Origin of the sequence: uncultured Algibacter sp. (assembly GCF_947495925.1) — a bacterium.
Classification (GTDB): domain Bacteria; phylum Bacteroidota; class Bacteroidia; order Flavobacteriales; family Flavobacteriaceae; genus Algibacter_E.
Window position 1 is genome coordinate 169,919 of the sequence record NZ_CANMAU010000001.1, and the last position, 19,271, is coordinate 189,189.

The following is a 19,271-nucleotide window of genomic DNA, read 5'->3' on the forward strand; positions in this document are numbered from 1 at the left end:
TATTAACTTCTCATAACAAAGATAAACAGACTATTTATGACTTTTACAATGAAATCCATATTCATTTTGGTGTTACTCCTTTTATCCTGTAACACAGGCAGCTTAGATATAATTGCCGAAATAGATAATGATGTAGATGAATCTTCGGCATTAGAGATTGTAAAAGGTTCAGATCTATTATGGACTATTGAAGACGCTGGAAACAAAAATTATTTATTTGGATTAAACCAAGAAGGTAAAGTCCAGAAAAAAATAAAAATTTCGAATGCTAAAAACATTGACTGGGAGGACTTAACCTCAGATGATTCCGGAAATATTTACATAGGAGATTTTGGAAATAATAGTAAAAAACGAGATAAATTCACAATTTACAAGGTCAAGGTAGATACGCTTACTACCAATAAAACTACGGCTAAAAAAATCCATTTTAAAATACCCAAAAATTTAAAATCTGAAGATTTTGAAAGTTTTTTTTTACTTAATAATACCTTTTATATTTTTAGTAAAAACCAGAAAAAAAGTTTATTATTAAAAGTTCCTAATAAAATTGGTTCGCATAAAGCAAAATTAATAACAAAATTCAAATTAGATGGCAAGCAAACAAAGGTAACAGCTGCAGCTATTAGCCCTAATAAAAAAGTTATTGTATTATTAAATCATGATAAACTTTGGAAAATCACCAATTTTAAATCTGAAAACTTTTTTAAGGGTGATATTGAAAGATTAGATTTTAATCATAACTCTCAAAAAGAAGGGATCTGTTTTAAAGACAAGAATACCGTTTATATTTCTGACGAACGAAGTAAAGCAAAAGATAGTTACATTTATTCATATAAACTAAACGATAATAAATAAAATTTAACTACCTATTCATCCAGTTCTTAACTTCTGAAGCTTTCGCTTTACTTATAACAATTCGTTCAGAAGATGGAGGGTTAACGTTCATTATAAGTTTCCCGTTAAAATAAAACTTAATGTTTGTTACGGCATTTCTATTAACAATAAACTGTCTATTAATACGGTGAAATAATTCTGGGTTCAATTCACTTTCTATATCCTCTAGCTTTTTATCTATTACGTATGATTTATTTGTAAAAGTTAATGCTTTAACTATTCCGGTTTCAATATAAAAATAAGCTATATCATCTGCTTTAATTGGTAGTAATTCGTCCCTATGATGAACCAGATATGTCGTTTTATATGACTTTGTTTTAGTTTGAATTAACTGCATAATCCCTTCCAACTGGTTGTTATTTGCTGAACTCTTAACAGATCTGGTTTTAAACTTATTAATCGCCTCGGCTAATTCTTCTTCATTAATTGGTTTAAGCAGATAATCAACACTATTAACTTTAAATGCCTTAATAGCGTATTGATCATATGCCGTTGTAAAAACAACAGGGGTTTTAAGGGCTACTTGGTCAAATATTTCAAACGAAATACCATCGGCAAGATGTATGTCCATAAATATCAAATCGGCTTCCGTCTCTTCAGAAAAATAAGCAACAGAAGATTTTACAGAATCCAAAACCCCGAGTATTTCAATATCAGGATCAACACTTCTTATTAAGTACGTTAGATTTTCACCTGCAGGTATTTCATCTTCAACAATGACTACTTTCATAAGCTTTATTTTAGTGGTAGTTTAACTTTAAATACCTCGTTGGCATTACTAATAATAATATTTGTCTTCATAAGTATTTCATAGCGCTTATCTAAATTCGACAACCCATTTCCAGTACTATCTACAAAAGTAGTTCTGGGTTTAATGCGGTTTTCAACAGCTACAAATCCTTCGTCTATATACACTTTAACCAGTAGAGGATTTGATTCTGAAATTTCGCTATGTTTCACAGCATTTTCAACTAATAATTGTAAGGCTAATGATGGAAGTTTTTTATTCAAAAACTCATCATCAATATTAATATTAATCTCAAATCTACTTCTATATCTTGTTTTAATCAGAAAAATATAACTATCCAAAAACTTCAATTCATCCTTTAAAGTTACTAAGTCCTCACTCCCGCTTTGTAAAATATAGCGGTACATAAAAGATAATTTATTCACGAAGGTCGTGGCTTGCTTATTATCTCGAACTAATGAATTAAGTGAGTTTAATGAATTAAATAAAAAGTGAGGGTTTATTTGATTTTTCAAAGCGTCCAATTCATTTTTCAAACTTTGTTGTTTAAGAAGTTCCTTTTCGGCCAAATCAACTCTATGCGCCATTCTCAACCTTATTATTCTGGAAATAAAAACGACAATAATCATAATTACGGCATATACCATATGCAAAATGGTGTCGGCCAAATCAGTAATTGCTTTTCCGGTAACGATTTCGTCTAAAAAAATAAAAGAATGAACTGCAATTACAAACATTATTAAATTAGCCAAAATCCTCAACAGACTTCTAGAAACCATACTGAGATTAGAATAAAGTACTTTCCAATTGGTATTGATTTGAAGTAACAACCAAGAGTATATCGATATAAAAAACAGTCTGAGTAGTATATCTTTTACGGTAACTTCCGGAAAGGAATCCGTCCAACTTTCACCTACTAATTCATAAAGAGCAAGTATTCTAGGTAAATTGATTAAAAATGAAATCAACAGGGCTACCCCCAAAATCATGGACTGCTTTGCACTCTTAAACTCAAAAATTTTATTCTTCACCATGTTTTTTTGTAGATACTATGCTAAGATAATTAATAGGTTTTATTAAACAAGAAAAGAGGCTGTCTTACCCTGAAGACAGCCTCTCAAAAATTGCTATTAATCACTTTTCAGGGCAAAAGGTTCTTAATTCTCTACTTCGTAAAGTTCTATGTCTTCAATTCTTAATGTTCTTTGATTAATTATCTCACCAAACACTTCACCAAACATGACTTTCTCCTCATATTCCAACTGCTCTTTAGGCTCTAGTCCTTTAACAGGGTTAAAATCCATTGGTAAATACGCTCTAGCATCAAAACCCAACTCTACATCTTCTTCCATCTCAAAAACTTCAATATCTCTAACTCTTAATATCTCATTTCCATAAGGATCTTTAATCTTTTCTAAATTGTTATACTCAAAAAAATCATCAATATGCTTAGCATACAGTTTTTCGCTTTTTGAAGCACTTTCGTTTAACAATTTCGTATCCCTTTTCACTCCTGCAGATGTTAATAATAAAACGAATATACCTGCTGCCAACGTCATCATTATTGTTTTCATAATTTTGTTTTTTTTAATTACACGTCTAGTTTAGATGAATAATATAGACTCCTCATTGTAATCATTAAGTGTGTAAACCTCTCTTGATTCTAATGAAGTTATTTCCTCGATACCTTTCCAGTTTATGATGAATCGTAACCCATCAAACATTTTTTTTAATACTTCCATGACCTTCTATATTAATATGACTTTCTCTTTAATTTCTGGTACAAATATATATGCAACCTTATTGCCCATATGAAAGAACATGAATGAAGCAACCAAACCTTGACATGAAACAACCTTATAAAGGAATGAAATAAAAAATCCTGTTACCCAAAAGACAAAATCTTCTGACAACAGGATTAAAAACAGAGTTCAAAATAAGTTATTCTTTTTCTAACTTATCTAGCTTCGCATTAACGCTATACACTATTTTATGTATATTTTCAAGGTGCATAACATATTCCTTTTTACTTAGAATACCCTTAACTTCGGCATTCATTTTAGTAATATTTTCTGAAAACTTAGTTCTAACTTCTTCATTAGTGTTTCCCTGATCCTTGTCGTTAAGCCTTATCATTTTTGACACATACTTAAGAACGACATCCGTATACCGGTTTTGCTTTTCTTCAGAAAGGTTCATGGCTTCTACACCAGAATGAAACTCCATTTGAAGATTATCATATTCGTCAGGCGTATAGATTTTTACTTTGTTTTTCTCTCTTTCCTTTTGTTTTTCGGTTAAATTTTGTGCATTCACATTTGCAATAAAAAGTAGGCAGATTACAAGGAGTAATTTTTTCATAATTTTATTTGGTTTTTTATTAATGTACTAAAATAAGACATTCCAGTTTTAACTATAATTTTTTGTTAAGCTTTTATTATTTCCTTCTGTAAAAAATGTATTTTTCAATGACCAGCGTCGTCACTATTACAATGTAAAACTGACCTAATACACCAACTAAAATAGCCGCTTTTTGGGCAATTGCCGTTACAGGAACAATATCCCCATAACCAATAGACAGTAAAGTAATATAACTATAATATAAAAGTGAATCGGCCTTGTTTGAAAAAGCAGTACCATGCACCATTAAACCTTTAAAAGAATCTGGAGTTGCAATTTCGATGCTGACAAACACAAAAAAAGCTATTAATCCAATCGATAAATACCCACTCATTAATCCAATAATAACATTTTTACTTACCGACTTAGTCTTTAATACTTGTTTTATAATTTCAACAGAAACTATAATATAAAAAAGGAAATAAATTCCAAATCTCATAAAAGACATCAAATTATTCTCTGAGCGCTTTACAAAATTGGCTCCATAAATAACAATTAGAATTAAAAAAAGAACCGAAAAAAACTGTGCTAACCTTTTCTTTTTTGATATCAGTAAAATTCCAAAAAAGAGGTTTGTTATAAACAAAGCAGGCATTACAACATCATCAAATAGGTCTACCGGCATAATTAGCGACCCAAAAAGTATGGCTATTTGACTGAAAAAAAATAACTCATACCTAATTTTATGTAGCTTAGATAACATCTAATCTTTAAGAAGTTCATCGTTAAACTTATAATCTTTATAAGTCACCCTAAACAATATACTATAAAACGACGGAATAAAAAGCAAGGTTATAACCGTACCGAATAATAAACCTACCATAATACTAACAGCCATACCTTCCCACATTTCTCCTCCACTTAAATACAAAGGTATTAAGCCAAGTACTGTGGTAAATGTGGCCAACAAAATAGGTCTAAATCGTTGTAAACAAGCTGCAATAATAGCATCTTGAATGGGTCTTTTTAATTCCGTTTCTTCTATCTGAATACGATCAATCAATACAATGGCATTATTAATCACAATACCTGCAAGTGAAATAACCCCTAAAAACGGCATAAACCCAAAAGGTTCTTGAAAAATTAATAATCCAATTACAACTCCAATAATACCTAAAGGGATTGTTGAAGCCACCATAACTGTTTTCCTTACTGAGTTAAACTGTATAATTAATAGTAGTATAATTATAAAACCTGATAGCGGAAGATAGCCCAAAACAGCACCCATATTTTCTGCTGTATTTTCAGCATCACCACCAAATTTATAGGTATACCCCTCCGGCCAAGTTTTAGAAGCCTCAACCAGATAAGGTGTCATTTCTTTCATTATAGCGGATGCATTACCATTTTCATTCAACTCACTACTTACATTTATGGTTCTATCAATATCCAGACGTTTTATTTTAGCATATTGCCATTGTGGATCAATTGTTGCAACTTGTAAAAGCGGGACACTTTTTCCAGAACTTTGAGCAAATATATTTAGGGTTTCAATAGAAGCTAAGGTTTGCTGTTGGCTTTCTGTACTTCGCATTAAAATGGGGATAGACTTATCATCCTCCCTATACTCACCAGTCTGAAAACCATCTAAAGCAGTTTGAAGCGAAGTAGCAATATCTGCACTTGAGACTCCTGCTAATTGCGCTTTACTTTGATCGATATTTACAACAAACTTCTTCGTTTTTGGTCCCCAGTCATCTTTAACATTTTTAGTTCCAAAAACTTTGGTTAATTTCTGCTTGGTTTCTTCTGATAATTCAGACAAAACATCCGGATCATCACCAGAAATCTTTATTTCAATTGGAGTCCCTCCTCCTCCCGAACCTAAAAGTCCAACTTTCACATCTGCATTTGGAAAATTATTAAAGCAATACGTATCTAATTTCTCAACTATTTCATTATTGTAAATAAAGTCTGAGGTATTTACAAGCATGTGCGCATAACTTGGATCGGGTTCATCTGGAGTATAACCTAAATCATACGATTCTGGTCCTTCTCCAATATAAGAAGACCAATCAGAAATACCATTTGGTCTGTCTTCACTAACCAATAACTCGGCTTCCATATAGGACTCTATTTCTCTAATTAAAGACTGTGTCGCTTCAACCCTGGTTCCTTGTGGCAAATTAATATCTATTGTAATCATATTCCTGTCACTATCTGGAAAGAAAATAAATGGAATGTATCCAAACCCATAAAGCGATAGAAAAAAGAAGCCGACTATAGCAATTAAAACCATACGCTTGTAAGCCAAGGCAAAAAGAATTAAATCCTTATAATAAACCTTTAACTTATTAATAATATTATCAATAAAACTAGGTTCCTTGTCTTGTTTAGGAGTTATTTTTAAAAATAAAAAGCACAATAGCGTAATAACAGTTAATGCTAAAATCCAAGAGGATAACAATGCAATAGATATCACTACAAAAATAGGTCCTACAATATCACCCATTGTAGATTCAGCGAGGTAAAACGCCAAGAATGCTGCTGATGTTGTTAGTGTTGAAATTAATAGCGGTGTAAAGAGTTCTGAGCAGGCATCAATTGCTGCTTTTTTGGCCTCAATACCCTTTTCCATTTTAACCATAACTGTTTCGGCTACAACAATAGCATTATCTACCATCATCCCAAGTGCCATAATCAATGCCGCTAAAGTTACCTGATTCAAGCCCATTCCAATAACCCCCATAACCATAAGCGTCATTATAGTCACCATAGGAATTAAACTCGCAATTATACCACCTGTTCTTAAGCCTAAGAATACGAGCATAACAATTAATACAATAACAATGGATTGAATAAGATTTACAATAAAATCACTAATCTTAACATCGATATAAGTATCTAGAGACGATAATCTTTTAAGTTCTAAGCCAACGGGCAACTTCCTTTCCCAAGTCTCCAATACCTCATTAATATCGGTACCTAATTGGATAACGTTCGCACCTTCTTTAAGGCTAACATGCATCGAAATAGCAGTTTGACCATTAACAGTAACGACTTGTTTTGGTGGATCAATATAACCTTTTACCACTGTGGTTATATCTCCTAAATAAACTTGTTGAGCGCCATCTTCTCCTACAGGGACTAGCATCTTTTTAATATCCTCTACAGAATTAAAATTCCCCGTAGGTTCTAGTATAACACGTTCGTCTTCTAAATTTATTTCCCCTCCAGAACTTAAAATATTTGTCGATGCTATGATATTTTGCAGTTTGGATGATGACAGTCCGTACTCCTTCAATCTGGTATTATCAAACTCCACAAAAATACGCTCATCCTGAACCCCTCCTAATTCCACCTTAGCAGCAAGTTCAAGCTTAATAAGATCGTCCTTAATATCATCAACATATTCCTTGGCTTCAGCATACGAAAAGCCATCTGTAACAAGGCCCACGGCTATACCAAAAACCTCACCAATACCATCGTCATCAAGATCTGGAACAACTCCCGAAGGCAATCCTTCAATTTTATCTAACTTTCGTCTTAATCTATCCCATACTGCCTGAAGATCTTCCGGCTTCACTTCATCTTTCAATTCTACTGTAACTACAGATAAACCAGAACGCGAAGTACTTGTTACTTCCTTAAGTTCGGGTAATTCTTGGGCTACTTTTTCAACCTTATCTGTCACTAGTTGCTCAACACGTTCTGGGCTAGACCCAGGAAAAGAAGACACTATATTTGCAACCCTTACTGTATATGGTGGCATACTATCTCTAGACAAACCGGTATACATGAATAACCCCATGATAATTATGGTTGCCAAGACCGTAAACGTAATACGGTTTCTATTAATTGAAAACGCCGTTAAATTCATGTAGCTTAATTTAGTTTTACTTCCTGTCCGTTAAGTAATGTTTGTAGACCAGCCGTTGCTACCCTCTGCCCTATTTTGAGCCCTTCGACTACCTCAAATCCTTCCGGAGTTAGGTTTCCAATTTTAATAGCCTGTTTTTTAACATTGCCTGTCTCGCCTTCTCCTTGCACGATAAAAACAAACCTTCCATTTCCATCTTCTCCAACAGAGCTTGCAGGCACAACCAATATATCATCTGCGATAGTTTTATCAACAAACTCAAATAACACGTTAGCCGCCATACCACTTTTTATTCTTTCATCTGAATCTGTTACCATAACTGTTATTGGATAGGTTGATGTGCTTCTATCGAGCGCCGGAGCTACTTCTGTAATAACAGCGTTAAATTTTTCTCCTTTTAATGCTGAAAAACTCACCTTCACTTTCATATCTTTTTTAACTGCATTAATTACAGATTCGGGAAGACCTAGTGAAATCTCTATCGCCGTTCCAGCGTTTAAAACTCCAATAGGTTCGCCAGGAGTAACATTTTCATCAACTTCTGCAGACACAGATGCAATGGCGCCGTCTTCCGGGGCATATAAGTAACCAAACTGTATTTGATCTTTTTGAATAGCAACACTTCGTTTTGAAGACTCAAAACTAGCTACAGCTGTACGATATGAGTTCTTAGCATCCTCATAATCACTTAATGATGAACTTCCTTTTTCATATAGTTTCTTAACTCTATTCAAATTCAATTTAGCTGTATTCATCTGCGATTCAGAGCTATTCATCTGCTCAATAGAAGACTCATAGTTTAAACGCGCAGACACATTATCCAAACGTCCTAAAAGCTCTCCTTTTTTCACTTGCTGACCTAATTTCATATTTAGTTCAGTAATAATTCCAGTGCTTCTAAAACTAAGATTTACCACTTTCTCTGTTTTGGCTGTACCGCTAAAAGAACGGACTTTATCACCTCCTAAATAGGCGACTTTTTCAAATTTAACCGGTCTAACAGGAGCTTCCTCTTCCTTTTCCTTTTTTCCGCAACTGATTAGGAACAGTAGAATTAGTATTCCAATGACACCATAGTTTTGCTTTAACTTAATCTTCATCTCTTTAAACCTTAAATTAATTATTACTACTGAATTCTAAAAAACGATTAATAAACTCTTGCTTTTCCTCTTCCGTTTCCAACAAAAAGAACATGCCAATATAGCGCTCCAACTGCATCGTTCTCAATAAATAATTATAGTTAGCAGTAGAACTTGCCAGTTGAGCTTCCAAATAATTTATTTGTGCGTCAAGCAACTGAACAATATTCACGGCCCCATTAGCATATGAAGTTTGCGTTAATTCTAAAGCCTCTTTTGCAGTTTCTTCTGCTAATTTAGATAAGTGAATATTAGCTATTTGATTTACTAATTCTAGAACGGCATCATTTATATTTCGTTCAACACTTAGCTTTACATTATCTTGAAAAACATTAATTTGATCTTTTTGAATAGTCGCAATTTGCTTATTAATATTTTGTCTGTTTTGATCGAAAATAGGCAATTTCAAACTTAAGCCAACATTATAATACCCTAAAGGCGGCTCTTGTATGAAAACTGGAAATTCTGTACCTGTCCCAGACCTTCCTAACTCATAGTTGTACTGCCCTTGTAAGGCTAAAGTTGGCAAAAGCCTCCCAGCCCCATAAAGTTTTTCACTTCTCAACGCAGCCTCCAAATTATAATCTAATGCTTTCAACTCTGGCGCATTGTTTATCGCTTCCTGAACTAAAAAATCCACAAAAGGCTTTTTCAATGTAGGATCATCTATAAAGGCTCCCAGCTGTTCATAATTATATGATTCGAAAATCCCTTTACTAAGTTCTGCTTCCTCAACATCAATTGGAGTATCAACTGGATTGTTCAAGATCTGGTTTAATTCAAAAAATGACTGATTCAATTGATTTCTAGCTTCAATTAATTCTTGAGTATTTTGGGCCATTTCACTTCTAAATCTTAAAACATCGGACTTTCCAGCTTGTCCAGCTTCAAAATTCTCCTGAGCAATTTTTAAATTGTACTTTGTTAAATCTAAATTCTGACTTCTTATAGAAACATTTGTCTTAAGAATCAAAGTTTGAAAATAAATACTTGACGCTTGAAATACAGTATTTAAAGCTTCACTATTATAATTTTCTTGTTGTGCTTTTTGTAATGCTTTTTGTATGGTAATATTAGCACCAGCTTCATTTGAAAATACAGTTTGTGTTAGATTTACATTTGCATTAGCTAATAGCTCAGGATTTCTTCCCGCTGCTGTCTCTGCAAATTCAGGGTCCGTATATGCCCCTGCTGCTCCTACTGATAGATTAGGCAAATAATTACTTTTGGCCGTTCTAACGTCCTCATCACTTAATAAAACATCTTGCCTAAAAGTTTCCAATTCCAAATTTTCAGCAATGGCTTCCTTCATCACTTCAATCAAATTGTACTTTTTACCAGAAGATTTTGTGTTAGGGTCTCCAATTAAATTTGTAGTTGCAATAAGACTATATTTTAAAGGAATACCAATTTTCTCGGCCGTGATATAATTTATAGATAAGTTTTCATCAACATCAACTTTTACTGGTAATTTAGACAAATCCTCACCTAAAACAGCACTCTCTACAGTTAATGCAATACGCCTAAAATACTGATTCAACTCCGACTGATCATGATTTGAGGCCATAATACCATTCTCTACATCCTTAATTGTTGTTGCCGTAATAGAGGGTATTCTTTTTTCAATTAAAACATCAGCCAATTGCTTAATTTCATCATTAGTTAAGTAAAACCCTCCTGCCAAATAAATGCCATCATAGCCGTCAATCCTTTCAATAATATCGGAGAGCGTATTGAATGGAATAAGGGTTACAATAATATTAAGTTCTTCTTCAATATCATCAAATGTTTCCCTTAATGGCTGATTTTTCAAGAAACCGTCCTCTATTAAAACACCTATATTTTTTGAGTTTGCAATTTCATTTAAAGTTTTTAAATCATTCTTGTAAGACTGTGGTGTAATGATGGCAGTAAAGTTCTTTATATTGGTAGAAGCTAATTCATCATCAAAATTATCTAGAATTTCACGACTTGCAGAACCAAATAGAATTGTTGGCTTCGGAAAATCCTTCTGCCTAGCCACAACTCTATTGTTGGTTACACCAAATGAAAGAATAATATCTATGTCTCCTTTTAATAATATGTTATAATTTTGTTCTGCTTTTAAAAGATCAAAATCATTAATCAAGACGCTAGAATCTGCAAAATTAATATCTGCATCTTCCCCTACAACTGCTGTTATTTCTTTTTTAAGGCCATCAAGCAAATTTTCAATCTCACCTGTATCCTTCTCAAGTAACATACCGATTTTGTATTCGGGTTTGGTTTGTGCTGTTATCGTTAGTGACAGTAGGAATATGAATAAGAAAAAGAAGTTTTTCAACATTTTCATTTTTAGAATATTATTAAGTAAAAATACTTCTTATTGCGTTACTAACAAAAGGTAAGTTAATATAAAAAAATAGAACAATTAAAAGCCAAAACCTAATTTAAAAGCCAATCTCAGCCCGTCATCACTATGAAAAGCAGATAAATTAAAAGTCATTAAATCTACAGCATTAATAAAAACACCTCCGCCTACAGAGGTATTCCAACGACCGGTATTGTAACTTGGATCCAACACTAAATTATCATCCACCCATACACGTCCATAATCAAACCCACCGTAAAATCCGATATAAAGAGGTACTAGCGCTGTTTTTACCTTACTCAAATTTAGACGCAAATCTGAACTTTGAGCAAAAGCGCTTTTCCCTGTGAAACGTTCATTTCTATATCCTCTTAAACCATTATTCGCCCCAATGTTTGCGGCTTGATAAAACTCAAAATTATCTCCAAAATTAACATGACCCTTCAACTTCGTTGCTAAGACTAACTGCCCATTAGGAACCAATTTATAATCAAAACCTAATTCGGGAATAACGTAAGCAAACCCTTTAGATTCATTAATATTATTTTTGTAACCTGTCTTGAATGAGAATAACATCCCTAAAGTTGGAAAAGCTTTATTATCTTTATTTTCATACTTATACCAAGCGCTAATCCCATAAAAATCATCCTTAAACCCCACATTATCCCCTAAAAAGGCATCGTTAATAAATCGTCCTTCTGTTTCCTCTACTTCAATTGACTCATAAGACAAACCCAGTACAAAACTACCTCCAATCTGTCCTCTCCAAACCAAACTTGGTATAAAACTAAGAGTTTGTAGTTTTACACGATTGTAATCTAAATCGACGTCTATGCCGTCATTATCATCTGCTTCATAATTTGGTGTTGAATTACCATAACCAAAAAAGTTTATTGCGTAATTTGGACTTGTAAATCTACCATCCAATCTTAAATTAACACTGCCAAACACATTTGCAAATTCCCCTCTATATCCAAAATCAAACCCATTAGTAGCAAAATAATACGAAGCCGCAATAGTATGTTGCGAACTAAAGGGGTTTCGCTCAAAACCATAATTAGTCAACCTATTAATAAAACCAATTCTAAAACCATCGTCTGGATTTGCTCCCAATGCTGGCATAAATTGATTTGTACTATTCTTTAATTTTTTATAATCGTAGATGTTCGTTTCATAATCATCAGTTAACTTTTGTTTGCCTTTATTCGTTACAAACTCATTTTCTTTACTCTTTTGATCGTAAATCGTGAGTTTCTCTCCGGTTTTAACCTTATAAATATCCCTATTCTGACCACCAATAAGCCGAACCTTAATGAGTTTATTTCCATTTCCAAAAACTTCAAATCGATCGTCATCATCTAACCCATAAATCCAAATTTCCTTTGTTTCGGATATATTATAAATACGTTCATGAATTTTATCAGCTTTTACTCCTTTTTTTATTCTGTAAGCGGTAACTTTTGTTTGTCCATCATTTAGACGTTCAACATCAAACCAATCATCTTTATGCGTCCCTTTTATTACAGCGCATTTATTAATATGATAATAATAAGTATCAGAAATTTTTTGAAGGTTAGAACGTCTACCTTTCAGCTTTTTCTTGATTTCATTTACAGTATTTTGATTGATCTCAGGAGGGAAATCTAAAAATGCCTCATTAATAACCTGATCTGTTAAATTATTTACTATTCTATCCACTTGTGTGTCCCACACGCTTTTACTTGACTCATTAATTAAAGCCATATCAAGTGGGTAAGGTGACATGTTAAACCATTTTGGTTTTTTTAATTCCTCTTCATAACTCTTCAAGCCTTTGGCCGCAGGTAAAATTGCAGTAACCACACTCAAAAGAGCTCCATCATCCATAATAGCAAAGGCTTGATCTCTATCTCGTGGCACTGGCCTATAAACCTTCTTCCCTTTTTCTATAAATTCAGCCCAGCGCCATTGATCTTCATGCCTATCCCAATCACCAATTAGCATATCAAACAGTCTAGCCCTTATATATGATGCTTCATCAACTACAAAGTCCTCATCTTTTGCTAATTTTTTTAATAAATCATCTGTACTAATAAGTTTATTTGAAAATCCAAAACTCGCTTTATCGCCATGCCCTGAAGACGCTCGTTCCTCAATCATATACAATTCATCACCAAACTCCGTTGCAAAATGCCCTAGTGCATTTTGCTTTGGCACGTAATACAATACAGGATTAGTATGATAAACTCCTACGGCATCAGACATTTTGCCAATTGTAAATGGTGCATAGGGTTGTGACCCAGCAAATACATCGAGTAGTAAATTTTCAGTAATAGTATTATCAAACTGCCCTTCAATATATTGATCCTTAAATGCAACGGCTTGCAAATACTGAACGGCATTTTTTCGAAGTGCCCGCATAACATATTCACGCCCTTGCTTATCTTTTAATCTTAGTGACTTTGACTGATGACCTCCTCCTTTTCTAACAGGCCTCAAACCCCCAAATAACGTGTCAAGATCAACAGTTGGCGCCATAACTCCTGCCCCGTAATCATCTCGATATCTATCACCCCAAAGCCATTTATAAACCCCTGTTTTATTAACTTCCTTTTCGGTATAAATAGATGCAACCTTATTATTTGGAAAAGATTTCGGGTAGGTAGTGAATACTTTTTTACGATCTTCAGGAAAGATCTCTGTTTGAAAGACAACTTTATTATTAGAATAAAACCGAACAAATGAAGACCCGTCTTTAAAAACATCTAATCTTGCATAACCCTGAGCTCCATAAGAAAATTTACCTCCGCCTACATTGCGTGTTGGATTTGATTTAGAGCCTGCTCCACTCACTATTTGAGGTAAATTATCTTCGACAAGATATTGCAAGTTATGATCGTGGCCTGAAACAAAAATAGTTTTATCATTTTCTTGAGCAAGTGTTATAATACGTTTTCTGAACTGATTGTAACGCATATTTTGATCGTCAACAGTAATTACTCCACCTGTTTTCCTCACAATATTTTTTACTGTGCCTAAAATAGGGAGTGGAGACATATGACTTTTGAAAGAATACTGCCCCCCATGAGAACCATTAGTAAATATAGGGTGATGAATAGCAACTAAGGTTGTTTTACCTCGTGCCTTTTTTATTTCCCCCTCAAACTCATCAAAAAACCTCTCTCTTGTTTTTATTTCACATTCATCATTAATGGCAGGGTGCTTATCCCAATTTGTCATATACCACTCAGAATCAACAATAATAAGAACTATTTTATCAGAAATAGTAACACGTTCAATTGGACAACCGTTTTCTGGTAAAAAAGTGTTTTTTCCTAAAGCCTTTTCTATATATTCTTCTTGTCGCTTTAAGCCTTTTAATCCATCACTATACCAATCGTGGTTTCCCGGAATAAAAACAGCGTCACCTTTATAATCTTTTACGGCTTCAGTTTGAATATCAAGTTGGTATTCTGCAAAAGCACGTCCTTCATCTCTCTTTTTAGGCATCCCTTTAGGATAGATATTATCTCCCAGAAAAATTACTTTACTATTTTCTGATGCACTTTGTAATTCAGACTTAAAAGCCTTCATAGCATCTGAAGAAGTTCCTATTGGGGAATTACCGGCATCACCAATTAAATAAAAAGAATGTGCTATTTCCTTATCGGGAAATTTTATTCCTATATGCTCTTCATTAACATATTGCGCCTCGTAAGTTGCGCAAGCCGTTAAAACTACTAAAATGGCAATAATGAGACAATATTTAAAAAACTTCATGCTTGGTTTACGCTTTATTGATACTCCAGAATGCATCAAACAATATATAGATATAAAAATAAAAGAAAAATTGCAATATAACTATGTTAATCAGATCAATCTATAACTTGTGTTTCTATTATAGTATCTGATATTAAAGTTCTATGTACCGGGCATTTAGACGCTATTTCCTTTAACTTAGCTTTTTGTACATCATCTAAATCACCAACAAACTTTAATCGTTTTTGTAAATAATCCATTCTTTTGGGTTCTGCCAGATCAAGCATTAAATCATCACTATGTTTTTTCGAATAGGTAATATGGGCATACACTTCTTTTAAATCCCACTTTTTACGTTCTGCATACATTTTAAGTGTCATGACAGTACAGGCTGCAAGTCCCGCACTTAAATAATCATAAGGCGAGGGCCCAAAATCATCACCACCAACACTATTTGGCTCATCAGCAATAAAACTGTGCTTTTTAGTTTGAATAGTTGTTGTAAAATTATCTTCAATTAAATCTAAATGAGCCACTAATTGTTCCCCAGCTGTATCCAACATACTATTTTCTTCTTGTTGAAAATAGCGCTGAACCCAGGCCCCAATCATATTACCAACATAAATACTATCTTTAGGATTCGTCAATAAATGATCTGCATTATCTAAACTTACAAAACTTTTAGGGTGATGTGCGTCATGGTATAATTTATGCGCATTTTCAATACCAACTATTCGGTCAAATGGCGCATGCATTATTAAAAGAGGCTTTCTCAAGTTTTTTGTAATTTCTGGTAAATCTGTTTTACCAAAATCTTCAACAAACTCTTCGTTAATTTTAAAAGGCCGACCACCAATACTCACTTCTACCTCACCTTTCTCCTTTACCTCATCAATACCATGAGAAAACAGGTGAGTTACGTGACTTACCGTTGCTGGTGCACCAACTGTGGCCACTGCTTTAACATTTTCTAATTTTGAAGCAGCAACTATCACAGCCGCTCCGCCAAGAGAATGCCCAACTAATAATGTTGGCGCTTGATAATACTCTTTTAAATAATCACTAACAGCTAGTAAGTCCTTAACATTCGCAGAAAAATAACTTTCAGAAAATTCACCTTCACTTTTCCCTAAACCTGTAAAATCAAAGCGCACCACACCAAAACCATACGTTGTTAGAGACCTGCTTATGTGCTTTACTGCTCCTAAGGTACTGCTACATGTAAAACAGTGTGCAAAAATCGCATAATGTTTTGGTTTTTGATCAGCAGGTAACTCCAAAAAAGCTTGTAATTTGAGCCCTTTTTCATTTTGAATACTAAGTTTTAAACTACTCATTTTTTTAAGTGTTTTAATTTTTTCTTGTCGGTGTATATTGAAAACTGCATTAACAATTGGTCTAGTTTCGGATTAATAAAATTTTCACAAAAAGGTTTCTTAGGGTTTTTAAAGTAATAGTTTTGAATTTGTTCCCTTGAGGCTCTAAAACTATTAAACATCAACACCCGTGTAATTAATTTGTTCTTAAGTTGAAGTTGAAACGATGCTAGAATTTCTTTCGATTCTCGTTCTTGCTCCTCTGAAAACACATAGACCGCTGAACGGTATTTAGTTCTCATGGAATGATTAGATTCACTTTTATGGGTATGTAAATGAATCTCTATCAATATTTTAAGAGAAATATCTTCAGAATCAAAATGCACGATAACAGCTTCAGAAAACGAGCTATTATCCCCTATTGAAGCAACAAACCCTTGCTCAACTTTAGAAACACCAATCAAAGAATGAAATACAGCCTCTGTACACCAATGACACCCTCCTCCAAATGCTATTTTCTGAATTGTTTCCACTACGAGCTACACGACAACATAGAACACCCCACTTTATGTCGTGCCCAATCTGGTCGTTTGGCAAACCATTTTTGATATTCAAGCTGTTCTTCGTAAGGGTGTTTTAACAGTTGAAATAGTTCGTCAATCAATTTATAATTACCCTCATCTGCATCATCAATTGCTAACTGAGCCATGTAATTTCGTAAAACATACTTAGGGTTAACCTTATTCATTTTTGCCTTTCTCTTAGAATCGGACAACGATTCCCTATTTAACCTTTGGGCATATTTTTCAAACCAGTCAACCCAGCGTTTTTCTATGTTTCCAGTAAGCTCATCGGGTTTATAAAACGCGTCTTGAATCACTCTCAATCCGCCTAAAACATCCTTCTTTTTGAAATCACTCAAATTCCTAAAGAAAATGGTCATATCTGTTTCAGTAAAATGTAAAACATCTTCTAATTCCAAAATAAAGTCCTTGTCATTATCTTCTTTAATTTCCAGTCCTAATTTAGAACGAACCATATCTAATCTACCTGCATCAAAATCAATTTTGTATTGATTTAAAATAGCCTCTAAAGGTTCTGGATCTTCAATTAATGGATAAATCGCGTTTGCCAATTGAAGTAAATTCCATAGACCAATATTAGGTTGATTTCCATAGCGGTATCGTTTATTTTGTCTATCTGTTGTATTTGGTGTCCAGCCAAAATCGTAACCTTCTAGCCATCCATACGGACCATAGTCAATAGTTAAGCCTAGAATAGACATATTATCGGTATTCATGACACCATGCACAAAACCAACCCTCTGCCAATGAATAATCATCTTCAACGTGCGACTAGTTACTTCTTTAAAAAACTGAATATATGTCTCTTTTGATGGTGTGCCTAATTCTGAAAAATGATGTTTAATAGTATAATCGACTAATATTTTTAAACGGTCATGATCTTGTCTGGCCGCAAATATCTGGTAATTTCCAAATCGCAAAAAAGATTCAGCTGCCCTGCACACTATAGCTCCTTTTTCATAGGCTGAATTGCCATCGTACATAACATCTCGCAACACTTTATCTCCTGATAATGCTAAAGACAAGGCTCTAGTGGTTGGCACGCCTAAATGAAACATAGCCTCACTACATAAATACTCTCTAATTGAAGACCTTAAAACAGCCAAACCATCGGCGGTTCTGGAATAAGGTGTTTCTCCGGCTCCCTTTAATTGTAATGCCCAATTCTGATTATTATGCTCTACTTCAAATAAATTGATTGCACGACCATCTCCTAACTGCCCAGCCCAATTACCAAATTGATGCCCGCCATAACACATGGCATAAGGCTTTGTATCTGGTATCACATTATTTCCAGTAAAAACTTTTAAAAACGTTTCACTTTTAATATCTGCTTCTGAAAGACCTATATTTTCTAAGATTTCAGAAGACACATGAAGTAACTCTGGTTTCGTAGTTTCCCTAGGCGATATAAAAGAATAACATGCTTCAGTAACCTGACGTCTTGTGTTCTCAAGAATAGGATCTGCTGGTAATTCTTTATTAAACTTATCTTTTATATTTATCTTCATATTAACTTTTCAATCCACTTTTTTAAAGAGGCATCAGATGGGTTTCTTAATTTCTTATCCCCTATAGTTATAGTAGGAAAATTGAGTTTTCTGTTTTCATATAGATTTCTTAGAGTTTCCGAAGCAACTTCATCTAATTCAACATCAAGAAACTTATAATTCAGGTTCAAATCATCTAAATACTTTTTATAGTAGCTCGTTTTATGGCACCTTTCGATGCCATAAAGATTAATTCTTGATTTCAAAATCACATCGTTTTAAGAAGCTCAATGGCTGCATCCGGATTCAAGTGAAAATCTGAAAACACAACATTATCGTACTTATCAATAAATAAGAACCAAGGTGTTCCTCCTGTTTGATAATTTTTCATAATATTAGAAATAGATTCTCCATCATCTCCAGCGTCATAACCAAAGGGAATCTTTAAATCATATTTCTTTTGAGTCTCTCCTAGTTTTTCAAAGGTATTTTCATGATGCCCTTCAAATACAGTTTGCACTGCTAAAAAAGCAACATTATTATTAGTTTCTAATGCTTCAACCATTTTTTTTAAATTGGGCAAACCTTTACTATGGCAACCAGGACACCAACTCTGAAAACAAAAAACGACCTTGAACTTTCCTTTATAATCCGAGAGCTTTATAGGTTTAGTTTTATTTCCAAAAACATCAATCCAGTTAACAACATCAAATTCTGGTGCTTTAAAAACATTAACATGATCTAACTGATTAGCCATATAATTATCCCTTTCTTTAAATTTAATTTTCATCT

At 33.6% G+C, this 19,271-nt stretch carries 16 protein-coding genes; 1 reads left to right on the forward strand and 15 read right to left on the reverse strand.

All coding sequences use genetic code 11. The annotated features are described in order from the left end of the window. Window positions 1-36 precede the first annotated feature (36 nt). Window positions 37-855, forward strand: coding sequence for an SdiA-regulated domain-containing protein (locus Q0857_RS00770; protein ID WP_298530747.1), 819 nt, complete (start codon window positions 37-39; stop codon window positions 853-855). Window positions 856-862: 7 nt separating this feature from the next. Here the strand turns inward: Q0857_RS00770 and Q0857_RS00775 are convergent, their stop codons facing one another. The 15 genes from Q0857_RS00775 to Q0857_RS00845 all read right to left on the reverse strand — a co-directional run bounded on the left by Q0857_RS00775 (window position 863) and on the right by Q0857_RS00845 (window position 19,269). After that, window positions 863-1,624, reverse strand: a complete 762-nt coding sequence (locus tag Q0857_RS00775) for a LytTR family DNA-binding domain-containing protein (protein ID WP_298530749.1) — start codon at window positions 1,622-1,624, stop codon at window positions 863-865. Window positions 1,625-1,629: 5 nt separating this feature from the next. Continuing rightward, window positions 1,630-2,676, reverse strand: coding sequence for a sensor histidine kinase (locus tag Q0857_RS00780; protein WP_298530751.1), 1,047 nt, complete (start codon window positions 2,674-2,676; stop codon window positions 1,630-1,632). Between the two features lie 123 nt (window positions 2,677-2,799). Further along, window positions 2,800-3,216 carry a hypothetical protein gene (locus tag Q0857_RS00785; RefSeq protein WP_298530755.1) on the reverse strand — a complete coding sequence of 139 codons (417 nt, stop codon included), beginning with the start codon at window positions 3,214-3,216 and terminating at the stop codon, window positions 2,800-2,802. A 30-nt stretch (window positions 3,217-3,246) separates the two neighbouring features. After that, complete coding sequence (locus tag Q0857_RS00790) at window positions 3,247-3,384, reverse strand: hypothetical protein (protein WP_298530758.1); 138 nt, start codon at window positions 3,382-3,384, stop codon at window positions 3,247-3,249. Window positions 3,385-3,583: 199 nt separating this feature from the next. Then, complete coding sequence (locus Q0857_RS00795) at window positions 3,584-4,003, reverse strand: hypothetical protein (RefSeq protein ID WP_298530761.1); 420 nt, start codon at window positions 4,001-4,003, stop codon at window positions 3,584-3,586. Between the two features lie 76 nt (window positions 4,004-4,079). Continuing rightward, window positions 4,080-4,667 carry an ion channel gene (locus Q0857_RS00800; protein ID WP_298530763.1) on the reverse strand — a complete coding sequence of 196 codons (588 nt, stop codon included), beginning with the start codon at window positions 4,665-4,667 and terminating at the stop codon, window positions 4,080-4,082. Between the two features lie 78 nt (window positions 4,668-4,745). Then, window positions 4,746-7,862 (reverse strand): efflux RND transporter permease subunit, encoded by a 3,117-nt coding sequence (locus Q0857_RS00805; protein ID WP_298530764.1) that lies wholly within the window; start codon window positions 7,860-7,862, stop codon window positions 4,746-4,748. A 5-nt stretch (window positions 7,863-7,867) separates the two neighbouring features. Beyond that, on the reverse strand, window positions 7,868-8,962 hold the full coding sequence (locus tag Q0857_RS00810) for an efflux RND transporter periplasmic adaptor subunit (RefSeq protein ID WP_298530767.1): 1,095 nt from the start codon (window positions 8,960-8,962) through the stop codon (window positions 7,868-7,870). A 16-nt stretch (window positions 8,963-8,978) separates the two neighbouring features. Beyond that, window positions 8,979-11,243 (reverse strand): TolC family protein, encoded by a 2,265-nt coding sequence (locus Q0857_RS00815; protein WP_298530770.1) that lies wholly within the window; start codon window positions 11,241-11,243, stop codon window positions 8,979-8,981. 168 nt (window positions 11,244-11,411) lie between these two features. Continuing rightward, a complete protein-coding gene (locus Q0857_RS00820; protein ID WP_298530773.1) occupies window positions 11,412-15,110 on the reverse strand; it encodes a metallophosphoesterase in 3,699 nt (1,232 codons plus the stop codon). Between the two features lie 95 nt (window positions 15,111-15,205). Beyond that, entirely contained in the window at window positions 15,206-16,426 is a 1,221-nt protein-coding gene (locus tag Q0857_RS00825; protein WP_298530776.1) for a bifunctional alpha/beta hydrolase/OsmC family protein, read from the reverse strand. After that, window positions 16,423-16,938 (reverse strand): peptide-methionine (S)-S-oxide reductase, encoded by a 516-nt coding sequence (locus tag Q0857_RS00830; RefSeq protein WP_298530778.1) that lies wholly within the window; start codon window positions 16,936-16,938, stop codon window positions 16,423-16,425. The genes Q0857_RS00825 and Q0857_RS00830 overlap by 4 nt, the downstream gene beginning before the upstream one ends. Next, on the reverse strand, window positions 16,938-18,500 hold the full coding sequence (locus Q0857_RS00835) for a YdiU family protein (RefSeq protein WP_298530780.1): 1,563 nt from the start codon (window positions 18,498-18,500) through the stop codon (window positions 16,938-16,940). The genes Q0857_RS00830 and Q0857_RS00835 overlap by 1 nt, the downstream gene beginning before the upstream one ends. Beyond that, entirely contained in the window at window positions 18,497-18,751 is a 255-nt protein-coding gene (locus Q0857_RS00840) for a glutaredoxin domain-containing protein (protein ID WP_298530783.1), read from the reverse strand. The genes Q0857_RS00835 and Q0857_RS00840 overlap by 4 nt, the downstream gene beginning before the upstream one ends. Beyond that, a complete protein-coding gene (locus tag Q0857_RS00845; protein WP_298530786.1) occupies window positions 18,748-19,269 on the reverse strand; it encodes a peroxiredoxin in 522 nt (173 codons plus the stop codon). The genes Q0857_RS00840 and Q0857_RS00845 overlap by 4 nt, the downstream gene beginning before the upstream one ends. Between the last annotated feature and the right edge of the window lie 2 nt (window positions 19,270-19,271).

Coding starts and splice junctions, on each gene's coding strand:
- Q0857_RS00780 (WP_298530751.1), bottom strand. CDS start 2,676: ATGGTGAAGAATAAAATTTTTGAGTTTAAGAGTGCAAAGCAGTCCATG.
- Q0857_RS00820 (WP_298530773.1), bottom strand. CDS start 15,110: ATGAAGTTTTTTAAATATTGTCTCATTATTGCCATTTTAGTAGTTTTA.
- Q0857_RS00825 (WP_298530776.1), bottom strand. CDS start 16,426: ATGAGTAGTTTAAAACTTAGTATTCAAAATGAAAAAGGGCTCAAATTA.
- Q0857_RS00785 (WP_298530755.1), bottom strand. CDS start 3,216: ATGAAAACAATAATGATGACGTTGGCAGCAGGTATATTCGTTTTATTA.
- Q0857_RS00775 (WP_298530749.1), bottom strand. CDS start 1,624: ATGAAAGTAGTCATTGTTGAAGATGAAATACCTGCAGGTGAAAATCTA.
- Q0857_RS00795 (WP_298530761.1), bottom strand. CDS start 4,003: ATGAAAAAATTACTCCTTGTAATCTGCCTACTTTTTATTGCAAATGTG.
- Q0857_RS00815 (WP_298530770.1), bottom strand. CDS start 11,243: ATGTTACTTGAGAAGGATACAGGTGAGATTGAAAATTTGCTTGATGGC.
- Q0857_RS00835 (WP_298530780.1), bottom strand. CDS start 18,500: ATGAAGATAAATATAAAAGATAAGTTTAATAAAGAATTACCAGCAGAT.
- Q0857_RS00805 (WP_298530764.1), bottom strand. CDS start 7,862: ATGAATTTAACGGCGTTTTCAATTAATAGAAACCGTATTACGTTTACG.
- Q0857_RS00810 (WP_298530767.1), bottom strand. CDS start 8,962: ATGAAGATTAAGTTAAAGCAAAACTATGGTGTCATTGGAATACTAATT.
- Q0857_RS00845 (WP_298530786.1), bottom strand. CDS start 19,269: ATGAAAATTAAATTTAAAGAAAGGGATAATTATATGGCTAATCAGTTA.
- Q0857_RS00800 (WP_298530763.1), bottom strand. CDS start 4,667: ATGCCGGTAGACCTATTTGATGATGTTGTAATGCCTGCTTTGTTTATA.
- Q0857_RS00790 (WP_298530758.1), bottom strand. CDS start 3,384: ATGGAAGTATTAAAAAAAATGTTTGATGGGTTACGATTCATCATAAAC.
- Q0857_RS00770 (WP_298530747.1), top strand. CDS start 37: ATGACTTTTACAATGAAATCCATATTCATTTTGGTGTTACTCCTTTTA.